14 protein-coding genes are annotated in these 19,623 nt (G+C 61.3%); 10 read left to right on the top strand and 4 right to left on the bottom strand.

Annotated elements, in window-relative coordinates; translation table 11 throughout:
• Positions 1-75: 75 nt before the first annotated feature.
• Positions 76-1,728 carry a carboxylesterase/lipase family protein gene (locus E3T39_RS07310; protein WP_166784080.1) on the bottom strand — a complete coding sequence of 551 codons (1,653 nt, stop codon included), beginning with the start codon at positions 1,726-1,728 and terminating at the stop codon, positions 76-78.
• Positions 1,628-2,866, bottom strand: coding sequence for an ROK family transcriptional regulator (locus tag E3T39_RS07305; protein WP_174845102.1), 1,239 nt, complete (start codon positions 2,864-2,866; stop codon positions 1,628-1,630). The genes E3T39_RS07310 and E3T39_RS07305 overlap by 101 nt, the downstream gene beginning before the upstream one ends.
• A gap of 154 nt (positions 2,867-3,020) precedes the next feature.
• Here E3T39_RS07305 and E3T39_RS07300 point away from each other — a divergent pair, with 154 nt between their 5' ends.
• The 7 genes from E3T39_RS07300 to E3T39_RS07270 all read left to right on the top strand — a co-directional run bounded on the left by E3T39_RS07300 (position 3,021) and on the right by E3T39_RS07270 (position 13,915).
• A complete protein-coding gene (locus E3T39_RS07300; RefSeq protein ID WP_134514060.1) occupies positions 3,021-3,884 on the top strand; it encodes a LacI family DNA-binding transcriptional regulator in 864 nt (287 codons plus the stop codon).
• Positions 3,885-4,113: 229 nt separating this feature from the next.
• The gene (locus tag E3T39_RS07295; RefSeq protein WP_166784079.1) at positions 4,114-7,044 is read left to right on the top strand and encodes a carbohydrate binding domain-containing protein; all 2,931 of its coding nucleotides are present in this window, start codon (positions 4,114-4,116) and stop codon (positions 7,042-7,044) included.
• 83 nt (positions 7,045-7,127) lie between these two features.
• Positions 7,128-8,447 (top strand): ABC transporter substrate-binding protein, encoded by a 1,320-nt coding sequence (locus E3T39_RS07290; protein ID WP_241979577.1) that lies wholly within the window; start codon positions 7,128-7,130, stop codon positions 8,445-8,447.
• An 87-nt stretch (positions 8,448-8,534) separates the two neighbouring features.
• Positions 8,535-9,470: a carbohydrate ABC transporter permease gene (locus E3T39_RS07285; protein WP_134514058.1), complete on the top strand. Its 936-nt coding sequence runs from the start codon at positions 8,535-8,537 to the stop codon at positions 9,468-9,470.
• Positions 9,467-10,396: a carbohydrate ABC transporter permease gene (locus E3T39_RS07280; RefSeq protein ID WP_241979576.1), complete on the top strand. Its 930-nt coding sequence runs from the start codon at positions 9,467-9,469 to the stop codon at positions 10,394-10,396. The genes E3T39_RS07285 and E3T39_RS07280 overlap by 4 nt, the downstream gene beginning before the upstream one ends.
• Positions 10,393-12,873, top strand: coding sequence for a glycoside hydrolase family 2 protein (locus tag E3T39_RS07275; protein WP_241979575.1), 2,481 nt, complete (start codon positions 10,393-10,395; stop codon positions 12,871-12,873). The genes E3T39_RS07280 and E3T39_RS07275 overlap by 4 nt, the downstream gene beginning before the upstream one ends.
• 163 nt (positions 12,874-13,036) lie before the next feature.
• Positions 13,037-13,915 (top strand): ROK family protein, encoded by an 879-nt coding sequence (locus E3T39_RS07270; RefSeq protein WP_241979592.1) that lies wholly within the window; start codon positions 13,037-13,039, stop codon positions 13,913-13,915.
• Between the two features lie 104 nt (positions 13,916-14,019).
• Here the strand turns inward: E3T39_RS07270 and E3T39_RS07265 are convergent, their stop codons facing one another.
• Positions 14,020-15,036, bottom strand: a complete 1,017-nt coding sequence (locus E3T39_RS07265; protein WP_134514056.1) for a glycoside hydrolase family 26 protein — start codon at positions 15,034-15,036, stop codon at positions 14,020-14,022.
• Positions 15,037-15,465: 429 nt separating this feature from the next.
• Here E3T39_RS07265 and E3T39_RS07260 point away from each other — a divergent pair, with 429 nt between their 5' ends.
• Positions 15,466-15,801: a hypothetical protein gene (locus E3T39_RS07260; protein ID WP_134514055.1), complete on the top strand. Its 336-nt coding sequence runs from the start codon at positions 15,466-15,468 to the stop codon at positions 15,799-15,801.
• 423 nt (positions 15,802-16,224) lie between these two features.
• Here E3T39_RS07260 and E3T39_RS07255 read toward each other — a convergent pair whose 3' ends face one another.
• Positions 16,225-16,929, bottom strand: a complete 705-nt coding sequence (locus tag E3T39_RS07255) for a TetR/AcrR family transcriptional regulator (protein ID WP_134514054.1) — start codon at positions 16,927-16,929, stop codon at positions 16,225-16,227.
• Positions 16,930-17,077: 148 nt separating this feature from the next.
• Here E3T39_RS07255 and E3T39_RS07250 point away from each other — a divergent pair, with 148 nt between their 5' ends.
• A complete protein-coding gene (locus tag E3T39_RS07250) occupies positions 17,078-18,829 on the top strand; it encodes a class I adenylate-forming enzyme family protein (RefSeq protein WP_198416103.1) in 1,752 nt (583 codons plus the stop codon).
• On the top strand, positions 18,826-19,608 hold the full coding sequence (locus E3T39_RS07245) for an SDR family oxidoreductase (protein WP_134514053.1): 783 nt from the start codon (positions 18,826-18,828) through the stop codon (positions 19,606-19,608). The genes E3T39_RS07250 and E3T39_RS07245 overlap by 4 nt, the downstream gene beginning before the upstream one ends.
• Positions 19,609-19,623 lie beyond the last annotated feature (15 nt).

The following is a 19,623-nucleotide window of genomic DNA, read 5'->3' as shown; positions in this document are numbered from 1 at the left end:
AGTCGCGACACCGAGTGGATGCGAGATCGCGGTGGTCGACAAGAAGGGGAACAATGCCGATGCGTCACCTGCCACTTATGAATGACGCGTTCGACCGGGTACTTCGGTCACGCGCGCTGCGGCGACCAGTCGGCGAATGTTGTCACGCGGAGCTTCTGCGAGCCGGGTGGGATTGTCGAGAATCAGTGTGATTCGACGGTCAGGCTCGTATTCTGGCCAGTCGTCATCGAGGTTGCCTGCGGTCGCGAAGGCGACCCAGTTCTGGCTAAGTCGGTCGCGTAAAGGGAGCGGGGCGTTGGACCCCAACTCACTTCGGGCGCGCTGCGAGTCGTCAATGTGGCGGAATAGGAACGGCAACTCGAGGGAATGTCCCGCCCGTCGCACCCAAGGTGTGCACTGCTGTTCCCAAGAAAAAAGATAGGACCTAGTTGAGCCGGTCGCGTTCGCGCGTGCATCGAGAAGGCGCTGGCTAGGCTGCCGGTATACCGTCTCTGTCAGGCAGGCTTCGAGCAATTCGGCGTGTGTTGCCTCGCGGCCAACGTCACGTCGGAACGCTTCCCGGAAAGCCTCAAATCGGCTGAGGGAATCTTTCGCTTGCGTTTCTTCGGGCAGCAGCCTACTAAGGCACGTATCCAGAAGTGCGCGTGATGCGTGAGTGTCCGGTCCGAGTAAGTCCACGAGTCCGCTGGCCTCGTTCACGTTGGTTCCTACGATCAGGTCGATGGACGACGATGAACCCGCGGCGACTGAGGCCACGGGTGTGCTGAGCAGCAGGCGCCCATCGATCGAGGGGCGGAACACCGGAGTTGGTTGGGGGTGCCCGGCGGAATGCCGGGCCATCAGGTGTTGCTGTGCCCCAATGATCGCTGGCCACGGCACGTCAATCAATCCGGCGGGATCGTCGCCGAGTTGAAGTAGTTCGAGAAGTTCGGCGGTGACGGCCTCTCCGTGGTCGCGAGAGCCGACGCGCTCGGGATCTCCGCTCTGGACGATTGCTCGGCGCATCAGCCTTTCTGCATTCGGTGACGCGAGAAGGGTGGCGACCATGGTCGCCCCCGCTGATTGACCGGCGACGGTGACGTTCAGGGGATCTCCGCCGAAGTTGGCGATGGCGTCGCGCACCCACTCAAGGGCGGAGATGATATCGACCAGTGCCAGGTTGCCAGATTGGTGGTAGTCGGATCCGAGGAGGTGGTCAAGGGTGAGATATCCGAGGGCGCCAAGACGGTAGTTGATCGATACGACGACTATTCGGCCAAAAGCAGCAAGCCGTGCGCCGTCGCGAAGTGGTTCGGCATTGGACCCAGCGACGTGTAGGCCGCCGTGTATCCAGACGAGGACGGGCAGATTGTTCGCTGACGGATCTGCGGTCCAAACGTTCAGGTTCAGGCAGTCGCGCTCGCACATGATCAGTGTTCCGGAGTCGTCTTCTTGCTGAGGAGATGCCGGTCCGGCCTCGATGGCGTTACGGATTCCTTTCCACGGTTTGACAGCGCGGCCGGCCCGAAATCGTTCCGTCGCGACACGGTACGGGATTCCGAGGAATGCGGTCGCTATGCCATCTGGGGTATTGACCACACGACCTCGAAGGATACCGTCGGGCGTGTGGACCTGCGACGTTGAGCTGTCAGCCACGATCGCGGGCGGATCGATGTAGGACTGGTCCGTGGCCAGGCGAAAGGGTGCTTTGTAGGACGAGAGACGACGCGCCGATGGCGGCTGCGTCACGCGGGTTTGCTGAGAGCTCAACGCTGATGGGGTGTGTGCTGCGGGCGAATCGTTGCGACTCGAGCCGGGTTCTAATCGCTCGCGTGTACATGGATCCGGCAATGGCGACGCCGGGCCCCGTCAAGATCAGGGCATCGAGGTCGAATAAGTTAGCCAGTGTTACGGCGCCCTCGGCCAGATACACCGCGGATCGTTGTATGAGCGTACGGGCTGCAGCGTGTCCGTTAATCGCGGCGAGTCCTAGGACGTCGAAGTCGCGAGCGTTCCGTTCGACCTCGAAGGTGAGGTCGAGGTCGTCGAACGCCCGCTTATTCGCCGACGCTTCACTCAGCACGGCCGATGGGGCGGCGTAGCGTTCAAGGCAGCCGAAATTGCCGCAGAAACACTCGCGGCCGCCGGGAACGACCGTGACGTGACCGATCTCGGCCGCGTTGGAGCTGGCACCTCGGTACAGCGCACCGTCGAGCACGACCCCGGCACCGATTCCCGAGCCGATGTAAATGCTGCCGAAAGTCTCGTGCCGCGAAACACCTCGGCTCCAAAACTCGCCTATCCCGGCAGCAGCGGCGTCGTTGTCGACGAGTAGCGGTACGCCGACCCCCGAGCCGATTTCCTCGCGTAGCGGAAAGTCTCGCCAATGCTGGAGGGTTGGCGGGCCCAGTATACGTCCAGCTTTCTGGTCGATCGGTCCCGGGGCGACGATAGCGACACCGGCGATCGTGGTTTGATCGAGCCCGCTCCCACGCACGAAGTCCACGTACCCTTGAACTATGCGGCGGGTGACTTTCTCGGGCGGGGCCAGTGCCGCACCGTCAATCTGGTGACGTGCGATGACGCCGCCAGAAGTGTCCGTAGCAACGAGGGTGATCGCTTCGAAAGCGAGTTGAATACCGACTCCGATGCGGGCGCGGGCATTAATCTCGAGCATCTGCCGCGGCTTGCCCCCAGTTGCGGTGGATCCGGTCAATCGGACTATTCCATCGGTAAGTAATTTGCGCACGATCATGGAGATCGCCGGCTGCGTTAGCCCGGTCGCCGCGGTCAGTTCAACGCGGCTAATCGGACCGGAGGAACGGATGAGGTCGACGACCAGGGCACGACTGCCCGGAGCCGCCGGAGTCGCTTCAGGACGGGCCACTGTTACTCCTCTCGGTCTGCTCGCTAGCGTACGGTAAAGCCACAGGCGCACTGGCGAGTTCAATTGGGATCGGTGCCCCACCGTCCCGCCGAATGCGATGGCAGAGGGGCCGTAGGCATCTACGCTGGAGCTGTCTTACCGAAAGAAGGCCCCCGTGACTGACCACCCCCCGCTGCGCCCGATCGGCCTCGCCCTGGTACGGGCGACGGAAATCATGGGTGCGGAGCCGTACTTCCATGAGTTCATCGCCGGAATAGAACAGGTTGTGCGCCCAGCTGGGTATTCGGTCCTCTTGAATGTGCTGCCAAATTCCACTGCGGAGGTTGCGACCTACCGCCGCTGGAGCGCCGACGGCGAAGTCAGCGGCGTCATCCTCGTCGACCTCGCCATTGATGACCCGCGTCCGCAGCTGGTCCGCTCGCTGGGTCTGCCTGCGATTGTCGTAGGCCCACCCAGCGCAGCTTCGGGCTTCCGAGCCGTGTGGACAAACGACGACATAGCCATGCGTGATGCTGTCGAATATCTTGCCAGACTCGGCCATACCCGGATCGCTCACGTCGGCGGCCCAGACACGCTGCTGCATACCAGGATCCGGCGCGACGTTTTCCTTCGGGAGTGCGAGCGCCTCGGTATCGAGCCGGTCGCGCAAAATGGGGATTACTCCCGTGTATCGGGTGAACGTTGCATGAGGACGCTGTGCGCACATCGGGAACAACCGACTGCCGCGATCCTCGACAATGATCTGATGGCGCTCGGGGCGCTCGATGCAGCGCGGGAGCTGGGAATTTCGGTTCCCGGAGGTTTCTCGTTGCTTGCATGGGACGACTCTGCTCAGTGCCAATTGAGCGAACCGCCGCTGTCGGCTGTGTCGCATGATGTCCAGGTGATTGGGATGCTGACCGGTCAGGGGATTCTCGCGGAGATTGTCTTGGCATCGGCCCAATCGATTGCCAGCCCCCCGGTGGTGATCATCACGCGCGAGTCGACCGGGGCTCCGCTCCCTGTTATAACGACCTAAGCTATCGGCCTCCAGCCAGCGGATATCCACTCATCAATTCTTACATAAATAATTTATGTATGTGCTTGACAGTGGGGTTAGACATCGGCAACGATGAGGTGGCGTCACAGGATCCCGCACCCGCAGGGTCGCTCGGCAAGAAGACACGTCCCCGGTCGAAGGAGCCCTGGCAAGAATGAAACGTGCCCCCCACCCGTCCGCATCACCGCGGCAGCACCCTCGCTCATCCGTGGCAGGACTCGCTCTCGTTGCCATCACGGCCGCATCCCTGGTCGCAGGCTCCCCTGCGGGTGCCAGCGCGCAAAATTCCGACTGGAAGAACGAAAACACCGACTTCGTGCAGCGCGATGGCAGCTCTCTTATGCTTAATGGCGAGCAATTCCGCGCCAGCGGAACCAACATCTACTGGCTGGGTCTCGATGAAAACGTCGGTGGAGTCAACTATCCGACATTTTTCCGCATCAAGGATGCGCTGGATACCGCCGCTGAGATGGGCATCACCGTCGTGCGTTCCCACATGGCTACTTCCACCAGTCAGGACAATGCAGATCCGCTGGCCCTCATGCCTGCACTCGGTCAGTACAACGAACAAGCTTTCCGCACCATCGACTTCGCCGTCGCCTACGCCGGAACGCTGGGCATCCGCCTCGTATTACCTCTGACCGACGAGTGGGAGTATTACCACGGCGGCCACCGCGACTTCACGACGCCGCTCGGGCTCGACGCAGACCAGTTTTACAGCGACCCGTCCGCGATCACCGCGTATCAGGACTACGTCGACTACATCCTCGCGCACACGAACTCGATCACCGGTACCCGTTACGTCGATGACCCGACGATCATGGCCTGGGAGCTCGGCAACGAACTCGAGGGCATGACTCTCGATTGGATCAATACCCAGGTCGCCCACATCAAACATCAGGCGCCGCAACAGCTCGTAGCAGCGGGCCGCCGCTTCGACATCGACCCGGACACCCTTGCAGCCCCCGACCTCGACATCGTCGATGTGCACTACTACCCTCCAACTGCCGAACGTGTCTCCGCAGACGCCGCCGTTGTAGCTGCCGCCGACAAGGTGTATATCGCGGGCGAGTACGCCTCCACGGCCGCGACCGCGGAACTCATGGACGCCGCGGCCGCCGATCCGAACGTCTCGGGAATGTTCTTTTGGTCGCTCTTCGGTAACAACGATCGCGGTGCCCAGGTCCAGCACGACGACGGGTTCACCCTTCACTACCCAGGAGATTCGGAGCGCGCGAAGGAGAACGTTGACGCCATCCAGCGCTACAGCGCCGCGACAGGGAGCAAGCCGGGACACCTTAAACTCGGCACTCCTCTGATCACCGCGATCACTCAGAACTACGGCATCAACGTTGTCGCCTGGCGCGGGACTGCGGGCGCTGCCGAGTACATCGTGCAGCGGTCGACCGACGGGAGCAAGTGGGTCGACGTGACTGACACGGCGGTGTCCGCCTCAGCGTCCCCCGTCACGGATTACGAAACACCGGACGGCGCCGCTTACCGGGTAGTCCCAGTCGACGCCGATGACCGTCGCCGGAGTGCCTCCGATGCCGTCACGGCACCCGACGAAGGAGATGTCCTCGTCGACCCGCTCGAGAGCTGGTTACTCACCTCAGCCCACGAAGGAGCCGACATACTCGCCACCCCTGCCGGCGGCGTCGCCGCGGGAACAAAAGGCGGCACCGCCAATATCACGTGGCAGAGCGAAGGCCTCACTCGGGCGAAGTTCCAAGTCACCGACCCGAAATCCGCCGTCGTGTCGACGAGCGTCGATGGAACGAGTTGGACAGTGGTACCGACCGAGACCATTGTGCGTGGTGGACACAGCTTCGTAGAAGCCGACGGCCTCTCCGGAAGCGCGCTCCGCCTTAGCTGGCGAGGCAACGGCAGAGTCGAACGCGCCACCATCACCAGCGCAGTCGAGACTGTCGCACTCTTCGACCCCCTGAATGACTTCTCGAAAACTGAGCAACACAGCAGCAACCTCTCGTTCGACAGCAGCAACCCTTCGGCGTTCGGAGGCGACGCATCTCGCGTGAAACGCGACAGCGCCGATCCGGCAAGCCTGTCCTGGGCGTTCGATGACATCAGTGGCGCCGACATCGACGCGTGGTATTGGCCCGACCAGGCCATCACCCCTCTCACTGTCGAGGGGTCTGCCGATGGGGCCAACTGGACAACTCTCCAAACGCAGACGCGCGCCGGTGAAGGGAACTGGAAGCCGTATACGTACAGTGTCGACGGCTTGACCGGCATCAACCACCTCCGAGTGTCCTGGCCCCAGTTGCCCGGCGAGATTTGGACCCCCCAGATCGGCTCGATCAGTCTATTTTCCCCAAATGCGGCACCACTGACTGCGCCCGGCGCAGTCGAACTTGGAGCTCCCGAAACGGGTGCGGTATCAGTCCCCGCCACGCCGACTTTTTCCTGGGAAACCGCCGTCTCTGCCGCCTACTACCGGTTCGAACTGTGGAAAACGAACGATCCCGGAACGCTCGTTATCTCCGCAACCGGCCTAATCGCCACGGGCTATCGCCCGGCTCTCGAACTTGACCCGGAAACTTCCTACTCCTGGCAGGTAACGGCGGTGAATGGCATCGGTTCGACCACCTCGGAGCGACGCGGCTTCTCCACTGCTGCCCGTCCCTCTGAACCTATCGTTGTAGACGACTTCGACGGTTATGCCGCCGATGCCGACCTGCAGGCCGCCTACGTCCGCAACACCGGCGGCGGCGCTATCACGCCTTCGCTCACCGCTCAGGATGCGAATGGTAGCCAGGCGGCTCGGTTCGATTATGACCTCGGCACCGCCGGCTATGCCGGCACCGTGAACACTTTTGGCACCGCGCAAAACTGGTGGGGGTACTCCGGTCTGACGCTTAACGTGAATGCCGATGTGAGCAATTCACTCTCGGTTCAATTCGTCGCGAACGGCGCCTATTGGGAGGCGTCGATAACGCCGCCAACGAACGGATCTCAAACATTCACCATTCCCTTCACTGACTTCGCATCCCCGTCGTGGGCGCCACAGATCGACCTCGACCTCACCACCGTCACGCAGTACGCGCTGTATATCAACGGGACTGGCACCGGCACCATGACGATCGACGACGTCGCCACTGTCGTGGTCGGCCGTTAGCGCCGCCTCACTTCCATCCCCTCTTTATCCCGAACCGCACACCCGGTCGCCAATGGCGGCGACGACAAACCTAGGAGAAAATCGTGCAACACACGCAACACATCCGCCGGACCGCGCTGATGGGCGCTACCGCCATCGCGGTGACCGCCGCGCTGGCCCTGTCCGGATGCGCCGGCAACTCCGCAGCCAACGACTCCGGCGAACCAGCCGGCGAGATCACCGTGCTCACCAACCGCACCGACCTCGTCGACACCACCTTCGCCGACTACGCCGCGACCTTCGAAAAGAAGTATCCGGGAACCACCGTCAAATTCGAGGCCCTCACCGACTACGAAGGCGACACCAAGATTCGCCTGAACTCCAAGGACTACGGCGACGTATTGCTCATCCCGAGTTCAAACGTCACCAAAGACAAATACGCGAACTACTTTGAGCCCCTCGGCTCCACGGACGAGCTGTCCAAGGAGTACCGCTTCACCAACGAAGGTTCCTTCGACGGCACCGCCTATGGCATCTCGACCTTCGGCTCCGCGATGGGCTACGTGTTCAACCGTGACGTCTGGACCGCTGCCGGCATCACCTCTCCCCCGACCACGGAAGCTGAGTACCTGACGGCTTTGGGGAAGATCAAGGAAAACGGCGTAACGCCGTACTACACCAATTACAAGGACGGATGGCCCCTGGCGACTATTGAGGGCAATCTCGGGACCGTCCAGGGCGCGGACGTGCGCAGCCAGATGATCGCAGACGATGCCCCCTGGACAGAGGGCAACGACCAGTACAACATCGACGGGCTGCTCTACGACACCGTGGCCGCTGGCTACAGCGAAGACGACCCCACGACCACGAACTGGGAAGAATCCAAAGACCTCCTCGCCACCGGCGAAATCGGCTCGATGATTCTCGGCTCGTGGGCCGTCGCTCAGATGCAGGATGCCGCGGAAAAGGCCGGCGAGTCGCGTGACCTCATCGGATTCTGGCCGATGCCCTGGGCTCAGAACAGCACATTCACCTCAGTGACCGCCTCGGACAAGTTCCTCGCGATCAACAAGAACTCTGACAACAAGGCCACCGCTCGCGCCTGGGTCGACTGGTTCACAGACGAGTCTGGATTCGCCGCTAGCCAGGGCGCGATCAGCCCCGTCATCGACGCGGACGCGCCCGACACCCTCTCCGACTTCACCGAACTGGGCGTGGAGTACCTCGAACTCGCACCGGACCCTGTCGGCAAGGAGGCCGTCATCACGGACATCGCAAACGAGGCTGAAATCGACCTCTTCGGCAACTCGTACCGCCAGAAGATCATCGACGCCGCCCGCGGTGCCGGAGACGGCGACAAGCAATCCCTGTTCGATGATTTGAACGAACGTTGGGCCACAGCCCGCGCCACAATCTCCGAGTAGCGACCCGATGGGCGGCACGCTTTTTAGTGTGCCGCCCATCCCTCCCCCATCTTCAACCGCATCCACTCAGATGCCGAAAGGATCGTCATGGCGATCACTGACGCCCCTCCTCTCGAGGTCGGGGCCAGCAAACCGATTCGTCCCGGCCGCAAACAGCGACTCACCGGCCGACGCATCATGCCATGGCTGTTCCTGGCGGTGCCGCTCGCGTTCCTCTTCGTCTTGACCTACATCCCGGTCGCGAACATGTTCTGGTACAGCGTCACTGACTGGGACGGCCTGGATCCGGAGAAGACTCTTGTCGGCCTCGACAACTACATCGAGATCTTCACCCGCCCGGAGATCTTCCGAGTGTTTTTCGTCAGCCTCTTCTACCTCGCGGGGGCCATCGCTCAGCTCGGCCTCGCACTTTTTTTTGCGGCCCTGTTGAGCTTCCAAACACGCTTCCGCAACTTCTTCAAGGGCGTCATCTTCTTCCCCTATCTCATCAATGGAGTCGCGATCGGGTTGATGTTTCTCTACTTCTTCCGCCCGGACGGAACCCTAGACGCCGTCCTCGGCGCATTCGGGGTGCAGGAGACCCCGCAGTGGCTCGGCGACCCATCCGTTGTCAACGTTTCCCTGGCTGCTACCTCGGTCTGGCGGTATATGGGATTGAACTTCGTGTTGTTCCTCGGCGCGATCCAATCGGTCCCGGCAGAGCAGTACGAGGCGGCCGACCTTGACGGAGCAAGTTCATGGCATAAGTTTCGGTACATCATCGTGCCGAGCATCCGGCGCATCCTGGGACTATCGTTCATCCTCGCGATCGCGGGTGCCCTGTCGGCGTTCGAGATGCCGTACATCATGACTGGCGGCGCCAACGGCTCAGAAACTTTCGTCATCCAGACCGTCGACACCGCCTTCCGCTATTCCAAGGTCGGTCTCGCCTCCGCGATGGCCGTCGTTCTCCTAGCGATCGTCCTCATCATCACCGCAGTGCAACGACGCGTCTTCCCCGACGAGAAAGCGGACCAGGAATGACTAGCACCCAACCCCGCGAAGTTGACGTCACGGGTATGCCCGTCGGCGACTTTCCTGCGTCTTCCAGCCCGGTTATAACGACCTCCCGGCGGCGCCTGCCGGCGGGCGCCGCCGTGGGCACGATCGGCAAGTACGCCTCCCTCATCGTGGCTTGCCTGTTCGCGCTCATCCCGATCGGCACGATCTTCATGCTCGCCTTCAAGACGTCCGAGGAATACCGAGGGACGGGTCCACTCGTACCGCCCAGTGACTGGTTAAACTTCGACAACTTCGTCATCGCGTTCACCCAGGGCGACATGATCATCGGATTCGTGAACACGGGAATCATCCTTGTCATCTCGATCACCGGCACCGTGCTCATCGGCACCATGGCTGCGTACGCCATCGACCGGTTCCGATTCCGCGGCCGCTCCCTGGTGTCTGGACTGTTCCTACTGGCGACCCTCGTCCCCTCCGTGACCACTCAGGTGGCGACATTTCAAGTCATTAACGCATTGGATCTCTTCAACACCCGCTGGTCGGCCATCCTGCTGTTCACCGGCACCGACATCGTGGCGATCTACATCTTCCTGCAATTCATGCAGTCGATTCCGATCTCCCTTGACGAAGCCGCGATGCTCGACGGGGCCAACCGATTCACTGTTTACTGGCGGATCATTCTGCCGCTGCTCAAGCCCGCAGTGGCGACAGTCGTGATCATCAAAGGCATTGCCGTTTACAACGAGTTTTATATCCCCTTCCTCTATATGCCTTCTCAGGACCTCGGCGTGATCTCCACCTCTCTCTTTCGGTTCATGGGCCCGTTCGGGGCGCAGTGGGAGGTCATCGCCGCCGGAACCATCCTCGTCATCGTTCCCACCCTCATCGCCTTCCTTTTTCTCCAGCGTTTCATCTACAACGGACTCACCTCAGGAGCCACCAAGTGACTAACACCATTCCGGATCTGAACATCACCGGCGCGACTGTGCGCCCCCTGCACGACGGCTGGAGCGTCCGCGCACATCGCGGTCCTATCCCCGCCTCCATAGACGGCCAGTCGATCCCCGCAACCGTTCCCGGACTGGTGCACACAGATCTCCTGAAGGCAAACCTGATCCCTGACCCGTACCTAGACCAAAACGAGAAGAAGGTGACCTGGATCGGCGAAAGCGACTGGGAGTACACCACAATGTTCGCCTGGTCCGCAGATGCGCACGACCGTCATGAACTGGTCTTCGAGGGCTTGGACACCATCGCAACGGTCACCCTTAACGGGCACCGGATCGCGACTACCCGCAACCAGCACCGCACCTATCGGATCCCCGTCCACGAAGTCCTCATCGATGGACAGAACGAGCTCTCCGTATTCTTCGCCTCCCCTGTCGCCGAAGCCGACCGCGCTAGCCTCGCCCTCGGCTACCGCCCGCACACCTACTCCCACCCGTTCAATGCCATCCGCAAAGCCGCTTGCAACTTCGGGTGGGACTGGGGGCTGGATTCGGCATCGGTCGGCATCTGGAAGCCAGTCTCCCTGCACGCTTGGAGCACGGCGCGGCTCTCCACCGTGCGTCCAGTGGTGAGCGTTGAAGGATCGACTGGACGCGTGAGCGTGAACGTTGACATCGACCGCGCCTGTGACGAGGCAGTGGTTGTTACCGCAGCTATCGCCGGAGAGACCTTCGCTTCCACTATCCCGGCCGGGACCACGACTGCAACCATCGACGTCACCATCGCCGACGTCGACCTGTGGTGGCCACGTGGTCACGGCGGCCAGCCGCTCTACCACCTGGCCGTCGACGCGAGCGTCAACGGCGCATTTGTCGACAGCTGGACCACTCGAGTCGGCTTCCGCACTATCGCGGTCCAACTCGATCCCGACGACGAGGGCACCTCATTCCGATTCGTCGTGAATGGCGAACCCGTCTGGATCCGGGGGGCAAATTGGATCCCGGATGATGCCTTCATCACGCGCGTCGACCGCGCCCGGCTGGCACGGCGAATGGACCAGGCCGAGTTCGCCAACATGAACCTGCTGCGCATCTGGGGCGGCGGCTATTTCGAGTCCGACGACTTCTACGACCTGTGCGACGAACGTGGCATCCTCGTCTGGCAGGACTTCCTGTTTGCCTGCGCGGCGTACGCCGAGGAGGAACCACTCTGGAGCGAGGTTGAGGCCGAGGTGCGCGACAATGTGACGCGCATCATGCCGCACCCGAGCCTCGCCCTCTGGAACGGCAACAATGAGAACATCTGGGGATACGAAGAATGGGGATGGGCCAAGCGCCTGCAGGGACGAACCTGGGGGCTGGGCTACTATCTTGATCTCCTTCCCCGCCTCGTGTCAGAACTCGACCCGGGCCGCGCCTACACGCCGGGAAGCCCCTGGTCGGGCGACACGAAGATCCTCGCAAATGACTACGACCACGGCTCCGTCCACCTGTGGGAGTTGTGGAACCGAGTCGACTACCCGGCATACCGCGACATCCACGCCCGGTTCGTGGCCGAGTTTGGCTGGCAGGGCCCGGCATCTTGGTCAAGTATTGAGCGATCGATTTCCGACAACCCCCTCACGCCGGAGTCCCCCGGGATGATTCATCACCAGAAGGCAACGGATGGCAACGACAAACTCACCGATGGGCTAGTCGCGCACCTGCCTCTCCCGGATGACACCGAAGACTGGCACTGGGCGATGTCTCTGAACCAAGCGCTCGCGGTCACCCTCGCAATCGAGCACATGCGATCGGAGAGCCCTCGCTGCATGGGCTCCGTGGTGTGGCAGCTCAACGACTGCTGGCCCGTCACCTCTTGGGCCGCCGTCGACGGCTACGGTGTCGCCAAGCCCCTGCTGTACGCGCTCAAACACGCGTATGAAGACAGACTGCTGACAGTCCAGCCGCGCCAAGACTCCCTCGCCGTCGTCGCCGTCAACGACAGCGCCGAGGACTGGGACGGCGAGTACGTGATCCGGCGCCTCAAATTCGACGGGACCGTCCTTGCAGAGAACCGGCAGGACGTGCGAGTTGAGGCGCGTTCCGCAGCGACGGTCACGATCGATGCAGCGACTAGGACTCCCGGCGACGCCAACGACGAACTGCTGGTCGTTGACCTCGGTGCGACGCGTGCGTTCTGGTTCTTCGCCGAATACCGCGACTCCGCACTCGAACCCGCCCGTCTGACCACCGCCGTCGAGATCGTCGACGGAGGTGTGGACGTCACGGTAAAAGCGGACAACCTCGTCCGCGACATCTCCCTATTAGTCGACAAGGTCGACCCGGAGGCAGTCGTTGACGATCAACTCATCACCCTGCTTCCGGGTGAGTCCGTCGTGTTCCATGTCACCACCGACCGCCCTATCGACGCCCAGCAGTTGGTCTCCGACCGGGTGCTGCGCACCGCCAACCAGCTCGTGGCCGACTGGACTTAGAAAAGCCCGTCACTCGAGGTCTGGCAGGTGCTTGCCACCGCCAGGCCTCGCGCGCCCGGATAAGTCATTAAATCAAGGAACTCCGATGCTCAACCAACTGGCACTAGCAATCGATATCGGCGGGACTAAGGTCGAGACCGCCCTCGTCGACGATGACGGATGCATAGTCGCCGATACCCGGCATCGCCTCCCGACCGGCCGGGATATTACTCCGCACGACCTCGGCTGCGCTTTGGAGGTCTGCTTCGCCGCGTCGACGGCGAGGTTGGGCAATGCGGTGATCGTCGGTGTAGGGATCGGATCCGCAGGCCCGATCGATCTAGCCGCAGGAAGGATCCTCCCGAAGAACCTACCCCTCTTGCACGGCTTTGAAGTCCGAGCTTTCGTTCAGGACCTTATCCCCGACCGTCCTATCGAACTCCGCTTGGACGGAACCTGCCTCGCACTCGCCGAACACTGGATCGGTGCGACGCGTGGGACCGAATCGTCCATGAGCATCGTCGTTTCGACCGGTGTTGGCGGCGGCATCATGCTGGACGGCCGGATAGTTTTTGGCCGCTCCGGCAACGCCGGCCACATCGGACAGATCCACCTCGACCGCTCTGACGACGGGACATCGGACGGCGGAACGCTAGAAGGCATCGCTTCGGGGCTCAAAAGTGTCGACTGGGCCCAAAGGCACGGATGGACCGGACAGACTGGTGAGGACCTTGGGCGTTCGTCAGCAGCCGGCGACGCCACCGCGATCGCCGCAATTCATCGTTCGGCCACCGCAGTGGGACGTGCCATCGCGAACGTCGCCACACTGCTCGACCTCGAAGCAGTCGCCATTGGCGGAGGGTTCTTCAATGTCTCCCCTGCTTACCTGAACATCGTCCGCAACTCGGCGCGTGATCATGCCATCTTCGACTATTCCCGCGACGTCTCGATCAACTCATCGGGTCTAGCAAGCGACGGCCCACTGATCGGCGCGGCGGCCCTAATCCACCGACCACATCTGATCCACCACCCAAGGAGTATCACGCTCGCTACAACCCGTTGACACTCCGCCACCCGTTGGATGGACGACAGGGAGGGCACCGGCCTGGTGACCTCCCTGCTTGCGAGCGCCACCGGTTAGGTCTGGGGCCTCGCCCAGTCAACACGTTATGGAAGTGTCAGCTCACCCTGGTTTAGAACACGCGGGTGAAAGTAGGTGCTCTGTATCTCCGCATTCGTGTTATTTCCGCGAAGTTGCTCGGACCAGATCATGAAGTAGGACCAGCGTGTCTGACTCTCCAGCAAGGCGCTGTCCGGAACCTTCCCCATCTCCGCGACCGCTATTGGCTTTGATCCGGCAATTGACTGCATCTGCTGGTAATCGCTCGAGCTCGGGTAGTTCTTGTACCAGACGTCGAGAGAAGCAACATCCACATACGAATTGCCTGGATAGTAGTTCGACCAACCGCCCTGCGGATTGTCCTGAACGTTCCAGACCCAAATCAGGTTGGTAAGTCCCTGCGAATCGAAGTAATCCTTCATCTGCTGATAGATCTTCGAGCTGCCATTCACACCGGGCCGACCACCCCACCAATTCCAGGTCTCGTTCATCTCGTGAAACGGCCGAAACAGAACAGGAACGCCATCGTCCTTGAGCTGTCGCAGGTACGGCACCACCTCGGCCATCCGCTGCCGCCAAGTGGCGTTCAGCGCGGTCCCTCCCGTAACGATCTGCAGGTACTGCGCATCGGAGATGGAAGTCTTCACTCCCCCCTCAAAATTGCACGTGCTCGGTCCCGTTGGTGAGCAGGCGTGCCACGCGAGAGTCACGAGGGATCCATTGGCCCACTCCCTCTTAGCCTGGTCGACGACCAGCTGCCGATTAGCCGCATCGGGCGCGGTGAAGAATAGATCGCCACCCCAAAGACCGGGATACTGGCCTGTGATGTCCTTCACCTGCTGGGTGTACTGCCCCGGGGCGCTCGCTGGCTCTTTGTTGTGCTGTCCAGAGACGATGCCCGTACCCGTGATGGATTGCAGGTACTGCACGACGGCAGCCTTGGTCGACGGCTGGAATGCTTGCGCTAAGTCCGGCGACGGTGCCACCACCTGCGCGAGCAACGCGCTAACGCAAACGGCCATACCTAGCGCAGCGCGGCGGGCGTGAACTCTGTTTCGAGTCATGGTTCCCAATCTCCGAGTCTCGTCAGTGAGACTCAATCGACCTAACTTTGGTCCCTTTCACGACCGAGGTCAATGATTTCATCATTAATTTAAGATATAGAACTATGAAATGTTGAGATCGACTTTTGCCTATGCTTCTGCGCCGTCGACGGCTCGTTGGATTGCTCGGTATACCGTGAATCTGGTGACGCTGACGAGTGCAGCGATCTGCGCGGCGGCGCGTTCGCCGCGCTGGGGGACTTCGTCCAGGAGCTTTTCCTTCTGCTCCTCAGGCAGTTTACGTTTACCGCTATGGCGACCTGTAGCCCTTCCAAATGCGAAGCACACGCGGGTTTCAAGAACGGCAACAGTGGCACGGAAATGATCCCCGTCAAGAGCCTGTGAGGCGTCACAACGTCGTTAGATGGGTTTATAAACACGAAAGTATCAGTGATTACTTCAGGAAATACCGTCGACCTCTGTGATTCCCATGCCGAGGCGGCGCAGGTCAAGAGCGTCCTAACTAAGTTAATACTGGGCACGCACCCGTCAAAAACGGCGCAGGACTTGGCAGCAGTTGCTCCTGCCCGAGCAGCAGCACCCCAAGCCGACGTGACAGTGCAGCTTTCCAAGCTGGTCGACTTGAGAACAGCGGGTGTTCTCACCGACGAAGAGTTCAGCCCAAAAAAAGGCGGAATTGTTGGCAAGGCTCTAACTTTCAGCGCGGTGCCAAACCACGAAAAATGCCCCCTCCTCTGGATGAGGCGCGGCATTTTCCTGCAGTAAGGGGCTTCCGCGACGGCACCGGCCGGGACAGGCGGCACCTTCGGCACACCGCCAGAGAACTCGAAGTCGAGCCCGAGTGAGAGGATTAACAGAATCGAGCCGCGCGAGGCGACGACGGCCTCGACCTCCGCGACGAGGTCCGGCGTACCGATGAGGTGCGGAGCTCGCGCGAACCATTCGACGATCCCCTCGGGTGGCAAGAATGTCGCTGTAACCAGCCTTCACGGTAAGGGCTGCGCTCAGTGTTGTAATTCTGTCAGCGTCGGCCGCCCCGACATAAAGCACTGTAAGCGCTCGATACGCTACGGGTTCCCTCGCAGAGTAGGCGGACTTACGCGGGGCGGTGATTCGCTCGGGCGCGATCAGTGAGCGACGCAAGGACAGGCGCGAATCGCGGATCCGTGAGGCCCACCCGTACTTGGATCAGCCGCGGTCTGGCCTGCCTCGCGCATCGGTTAGCACAGGCGTGGGCGCAGTGAGCACACTCTCTCTTCGAGAGCCTGGGCCAACACCCAAAGTCATCCGGGCGATGTTGGCGTACCTGACGGCCAGCTCTTCGGGCGAAAGCTCACCGTCACGGCGGTACCACTGCGCAATACCGGTACACATAGTAACGATGGCTCGACTGGTGTCCTTGGGATGCTCCGCGTCAAAGACCCCCTCCCGCATACCCTGATTGATGATGTCGTCCACCATTTGCTGCTGTTTATCGCGGGATTTGATGTGCGCCGTTCGCGACTCGCCTTCCAAACTTCGGATCTCACTTGCCGCAATGAAGGCGAGCTCACTGCGATGAGCGTGAAAGAGCGCCAGACATTCGATGAGAAGTCGAAACTGTTCCTCCACCGAAGAACCTGCCTCCGCTACGGCATCTTCGCTCCTAACCAATAAATCCGTCATCGCAAACTGAACGATCGCCACGAGCAGTGCCTGCTTGGAGGCGTAGTGGTGATACAGGCCCGGTACGGAGAGCTTGGCCCGAGCGGCCACTGTGCGAATTGTCGTGCCGTGATATCCGTGCTCCACAAAGCTATCGAGAGCCGCTTGCAGCAGGGGTGGCAGCACGTTTTCGGAGTATTTGCGCCACGCGGCCGCATCCTCGACTTTTTTCGCAGTCTCAACTTTCACGAATACTCCTTCACCTGTTAATGCCAGATTGCCATTGTCTGTCTTGACAGATGATGACGTCTACTCCAGACTAACTCCTACCGAGCGATCGCTCGGTAGGAGTTAGTAAAGTCAATTCCGGCGACGATGCCGGAGGGGGGCGGCTGCCGTGGCTCGTTCATCTGTGACCAACCGTTGTGAGATCGGCTCGTCCGTACAGAGTCGTTCTGGGATCAACACCGGAGAGAATTCTCAGACCGCACCAGACCTGCTGAGCAGGAAAGTACACGCAGGATTGCGGTACGAGTCGACCGTAGAGGCGTGGAAGGCCCGCGTCGCCGCCAATCCGGAGCGCGTCGCATTACGCTATTTCGATGGCAGGATGACTGCCGCCGAAGTCGACCGTGCCTCCGACGCTCTCGCTGTAGCGCTCGTGGCCCGCGGCACAATTCGCGGTGCACGGGTGGGCATCTACCTCCAGAACACCCCCCACTACGCGCTTGCCCTGCTGGCCCTCTGGAAACTGGGGGCGACCGCACTGCTGCTGAACCCCATGTACAAACGCCGAGAACTGCGTCGCCTCGTTGACGACTCGGGTGCAATCGGTATTATTTGTGCCGATACCGCTGTGTCGGAAACTCGTCAAACGCTTGCCGGAGGCACGGCTCGCTGGCTCATCAGCACCTCTGCACGTGACTTTCAAACCCGAAACGATCCGCGTAGCTGTGACATGACGGCGCGTCCGGTGGCTTCGGTTGATGGGGACGTCGCGGCTCTCATTCGCGAATTCGACGGCTTGCGACCCGCTGACATTGATCTGACCCGCGACGACGTGGCGCTGTTGACCTATACCTCTGGTACGACCGGGCCGCCAAAGGGCGCCATGAACACCCACGAAAACGTCCTGGCCGTCGCCACGACGTTTGCCCGATTTGCACGGCTGGTCCCCGGTGACGTCGTCATGGCCGTGGCCCCACTGTTTCATATCACTGGCGCCGTAATTAACGCTGCGATCTCTCTATTCACCGACACAACCCTGGTTTTTACGGGCCGCTTTGACCCCGATGTCGTGTTGGAGGCCTTCGCCGAGCATAGGGTCAGCTATACCATCGGCTCGATTACCGTGTTTAACGCGATTTTGGCGCTTCCGCATGCCAATGCCAGCCATTTTGCCGCCGTCAAGACTTTGTATTCCGGCGGGGCGCCAATCCCGCCGGCCACCGTGGAACGCTTCAAAACGCGCTTCGGCGTCTACATCCACAATGCCTATGGATTAACCGAAAGCACGTCCGGTGTAATTGCCGTTCCTCCGGGTGCCGAAGCGCCGGTCGACGCCTCCAGCGGCACGCTGTCTATCGGCATTTCGTTACCGCTCGTTGTAGCCAGAGTCATCGACCAGAATGGTCAATCCGTTCCCCCGGGCACCCAGGGTGAGCTGGAATTATCTGGTCCCCAAATTATCCCGGGTTACTGGAATAATCCGGATGCCACCTCCCACGCAATGCCCGGAGGCAGGTTCCGCACCGGCGACGTGGCCATCATCGACGCACAAGGCTGGATTTATCTAGTGGACCGGCTCAAAGACCAGATCAACGTCTCCGGGTATAAGGTCTGGCCCCGCGAGGTCGAGGACGCGCTGTATGAACATCCCGCAGTCCATGAGGCCGCTGTGATTGGCCAGGCGGATGACTACCGCGGCGAAACCGTCGTCGCTTTCGTGTCCCTGAAATCAGGTCTATCGGCCACTCCAACCGAGCTCATCGCATTCACCAAAGAGCGCCTCGCAGCTTACAAGTACCCCCGCATCGTCCACATCATCGACGACCTACCCAAGACACAGACCGGAAAAATTCGCCGCCAGGAGCTCCGTGATGAAAACACGGCAGCCCAGGGCGTACCGTCCCAGAAAGACAAATTATGAGCGAACAACCCATCCAAGCGCACCGCCTTGAGGGCAAGACGGCCATCGTCACGGGCGCCAGTCGCGGTATCGGACTGGCCATCGCCTTGCGGCTGGTGGCGGAGGGCGCCCGGGTCTGTATCACCGCCCGTAACGCCGAGGCGTTAAACGATGCGGCCGCCCAGTTTCCGAAAGGATCTGTGATCCCCCTCGCCGGCAAAGCCCACGATCCGGACCACCGCGTCGAGGTGCTCAACGCCGTCGCCGAAACATTCGGCCAGCTGGACGTCCTCGTCAACAATGCGGGCATCAACCCCGTCTACGGCTCGGTTATGGATCTAGATCTGTCCGCCGCGCGCAAGATCACCGAGGTGAACGTCTTCGGCACCCTGGCCTGGATCCAGGATACTTACCGCCACGTCGCGCTGGATTTCGCCGGCCGCGGCGGTACCGTCATTAACGTGTCTTCGGTCACCGGGCAGACACCGGCACCGGGCATCGGTTTCTATGGCGTGACCAAGGCCGCAATAGCGCATCTGACCCGCACCCTCGCCGTCGAAATGGGACCGAAGATACGAGTGAACGCGGTTGCACCGGCGGTGGTCAAGACGCAATTCGCTCAGGCCCTCTACGAAGGCAAGGAGGCGGAAGTGGCCGCGAGATATCCTCTGGGACGCCTTGGCAACCCGGAGGATATTGCCGCCACCGTTGCCTTTCTCGCGTCCTCAGATTCGGCCTGGATCACCGGTCAGGTCATCAACCTTGATGGCGGCCTGCTCGCGGCCGGCGGCACCGCTTAACACCCCCACTCATCG

The organism is Cryobacterium suzukii, from assembly GCF_004403185.1.
GTDB lineage: Bacteria > Actinomycetota > Actinomycetes > Actinomycetales > Microbacteriaceae > Cryobacterium > Cryobacterium suzukii.
The sequence above is the reverse complement of the archived record's forward strand: the minus strand, read 5'-3'. Positions and strand labels throughout refer to the sequence as shown.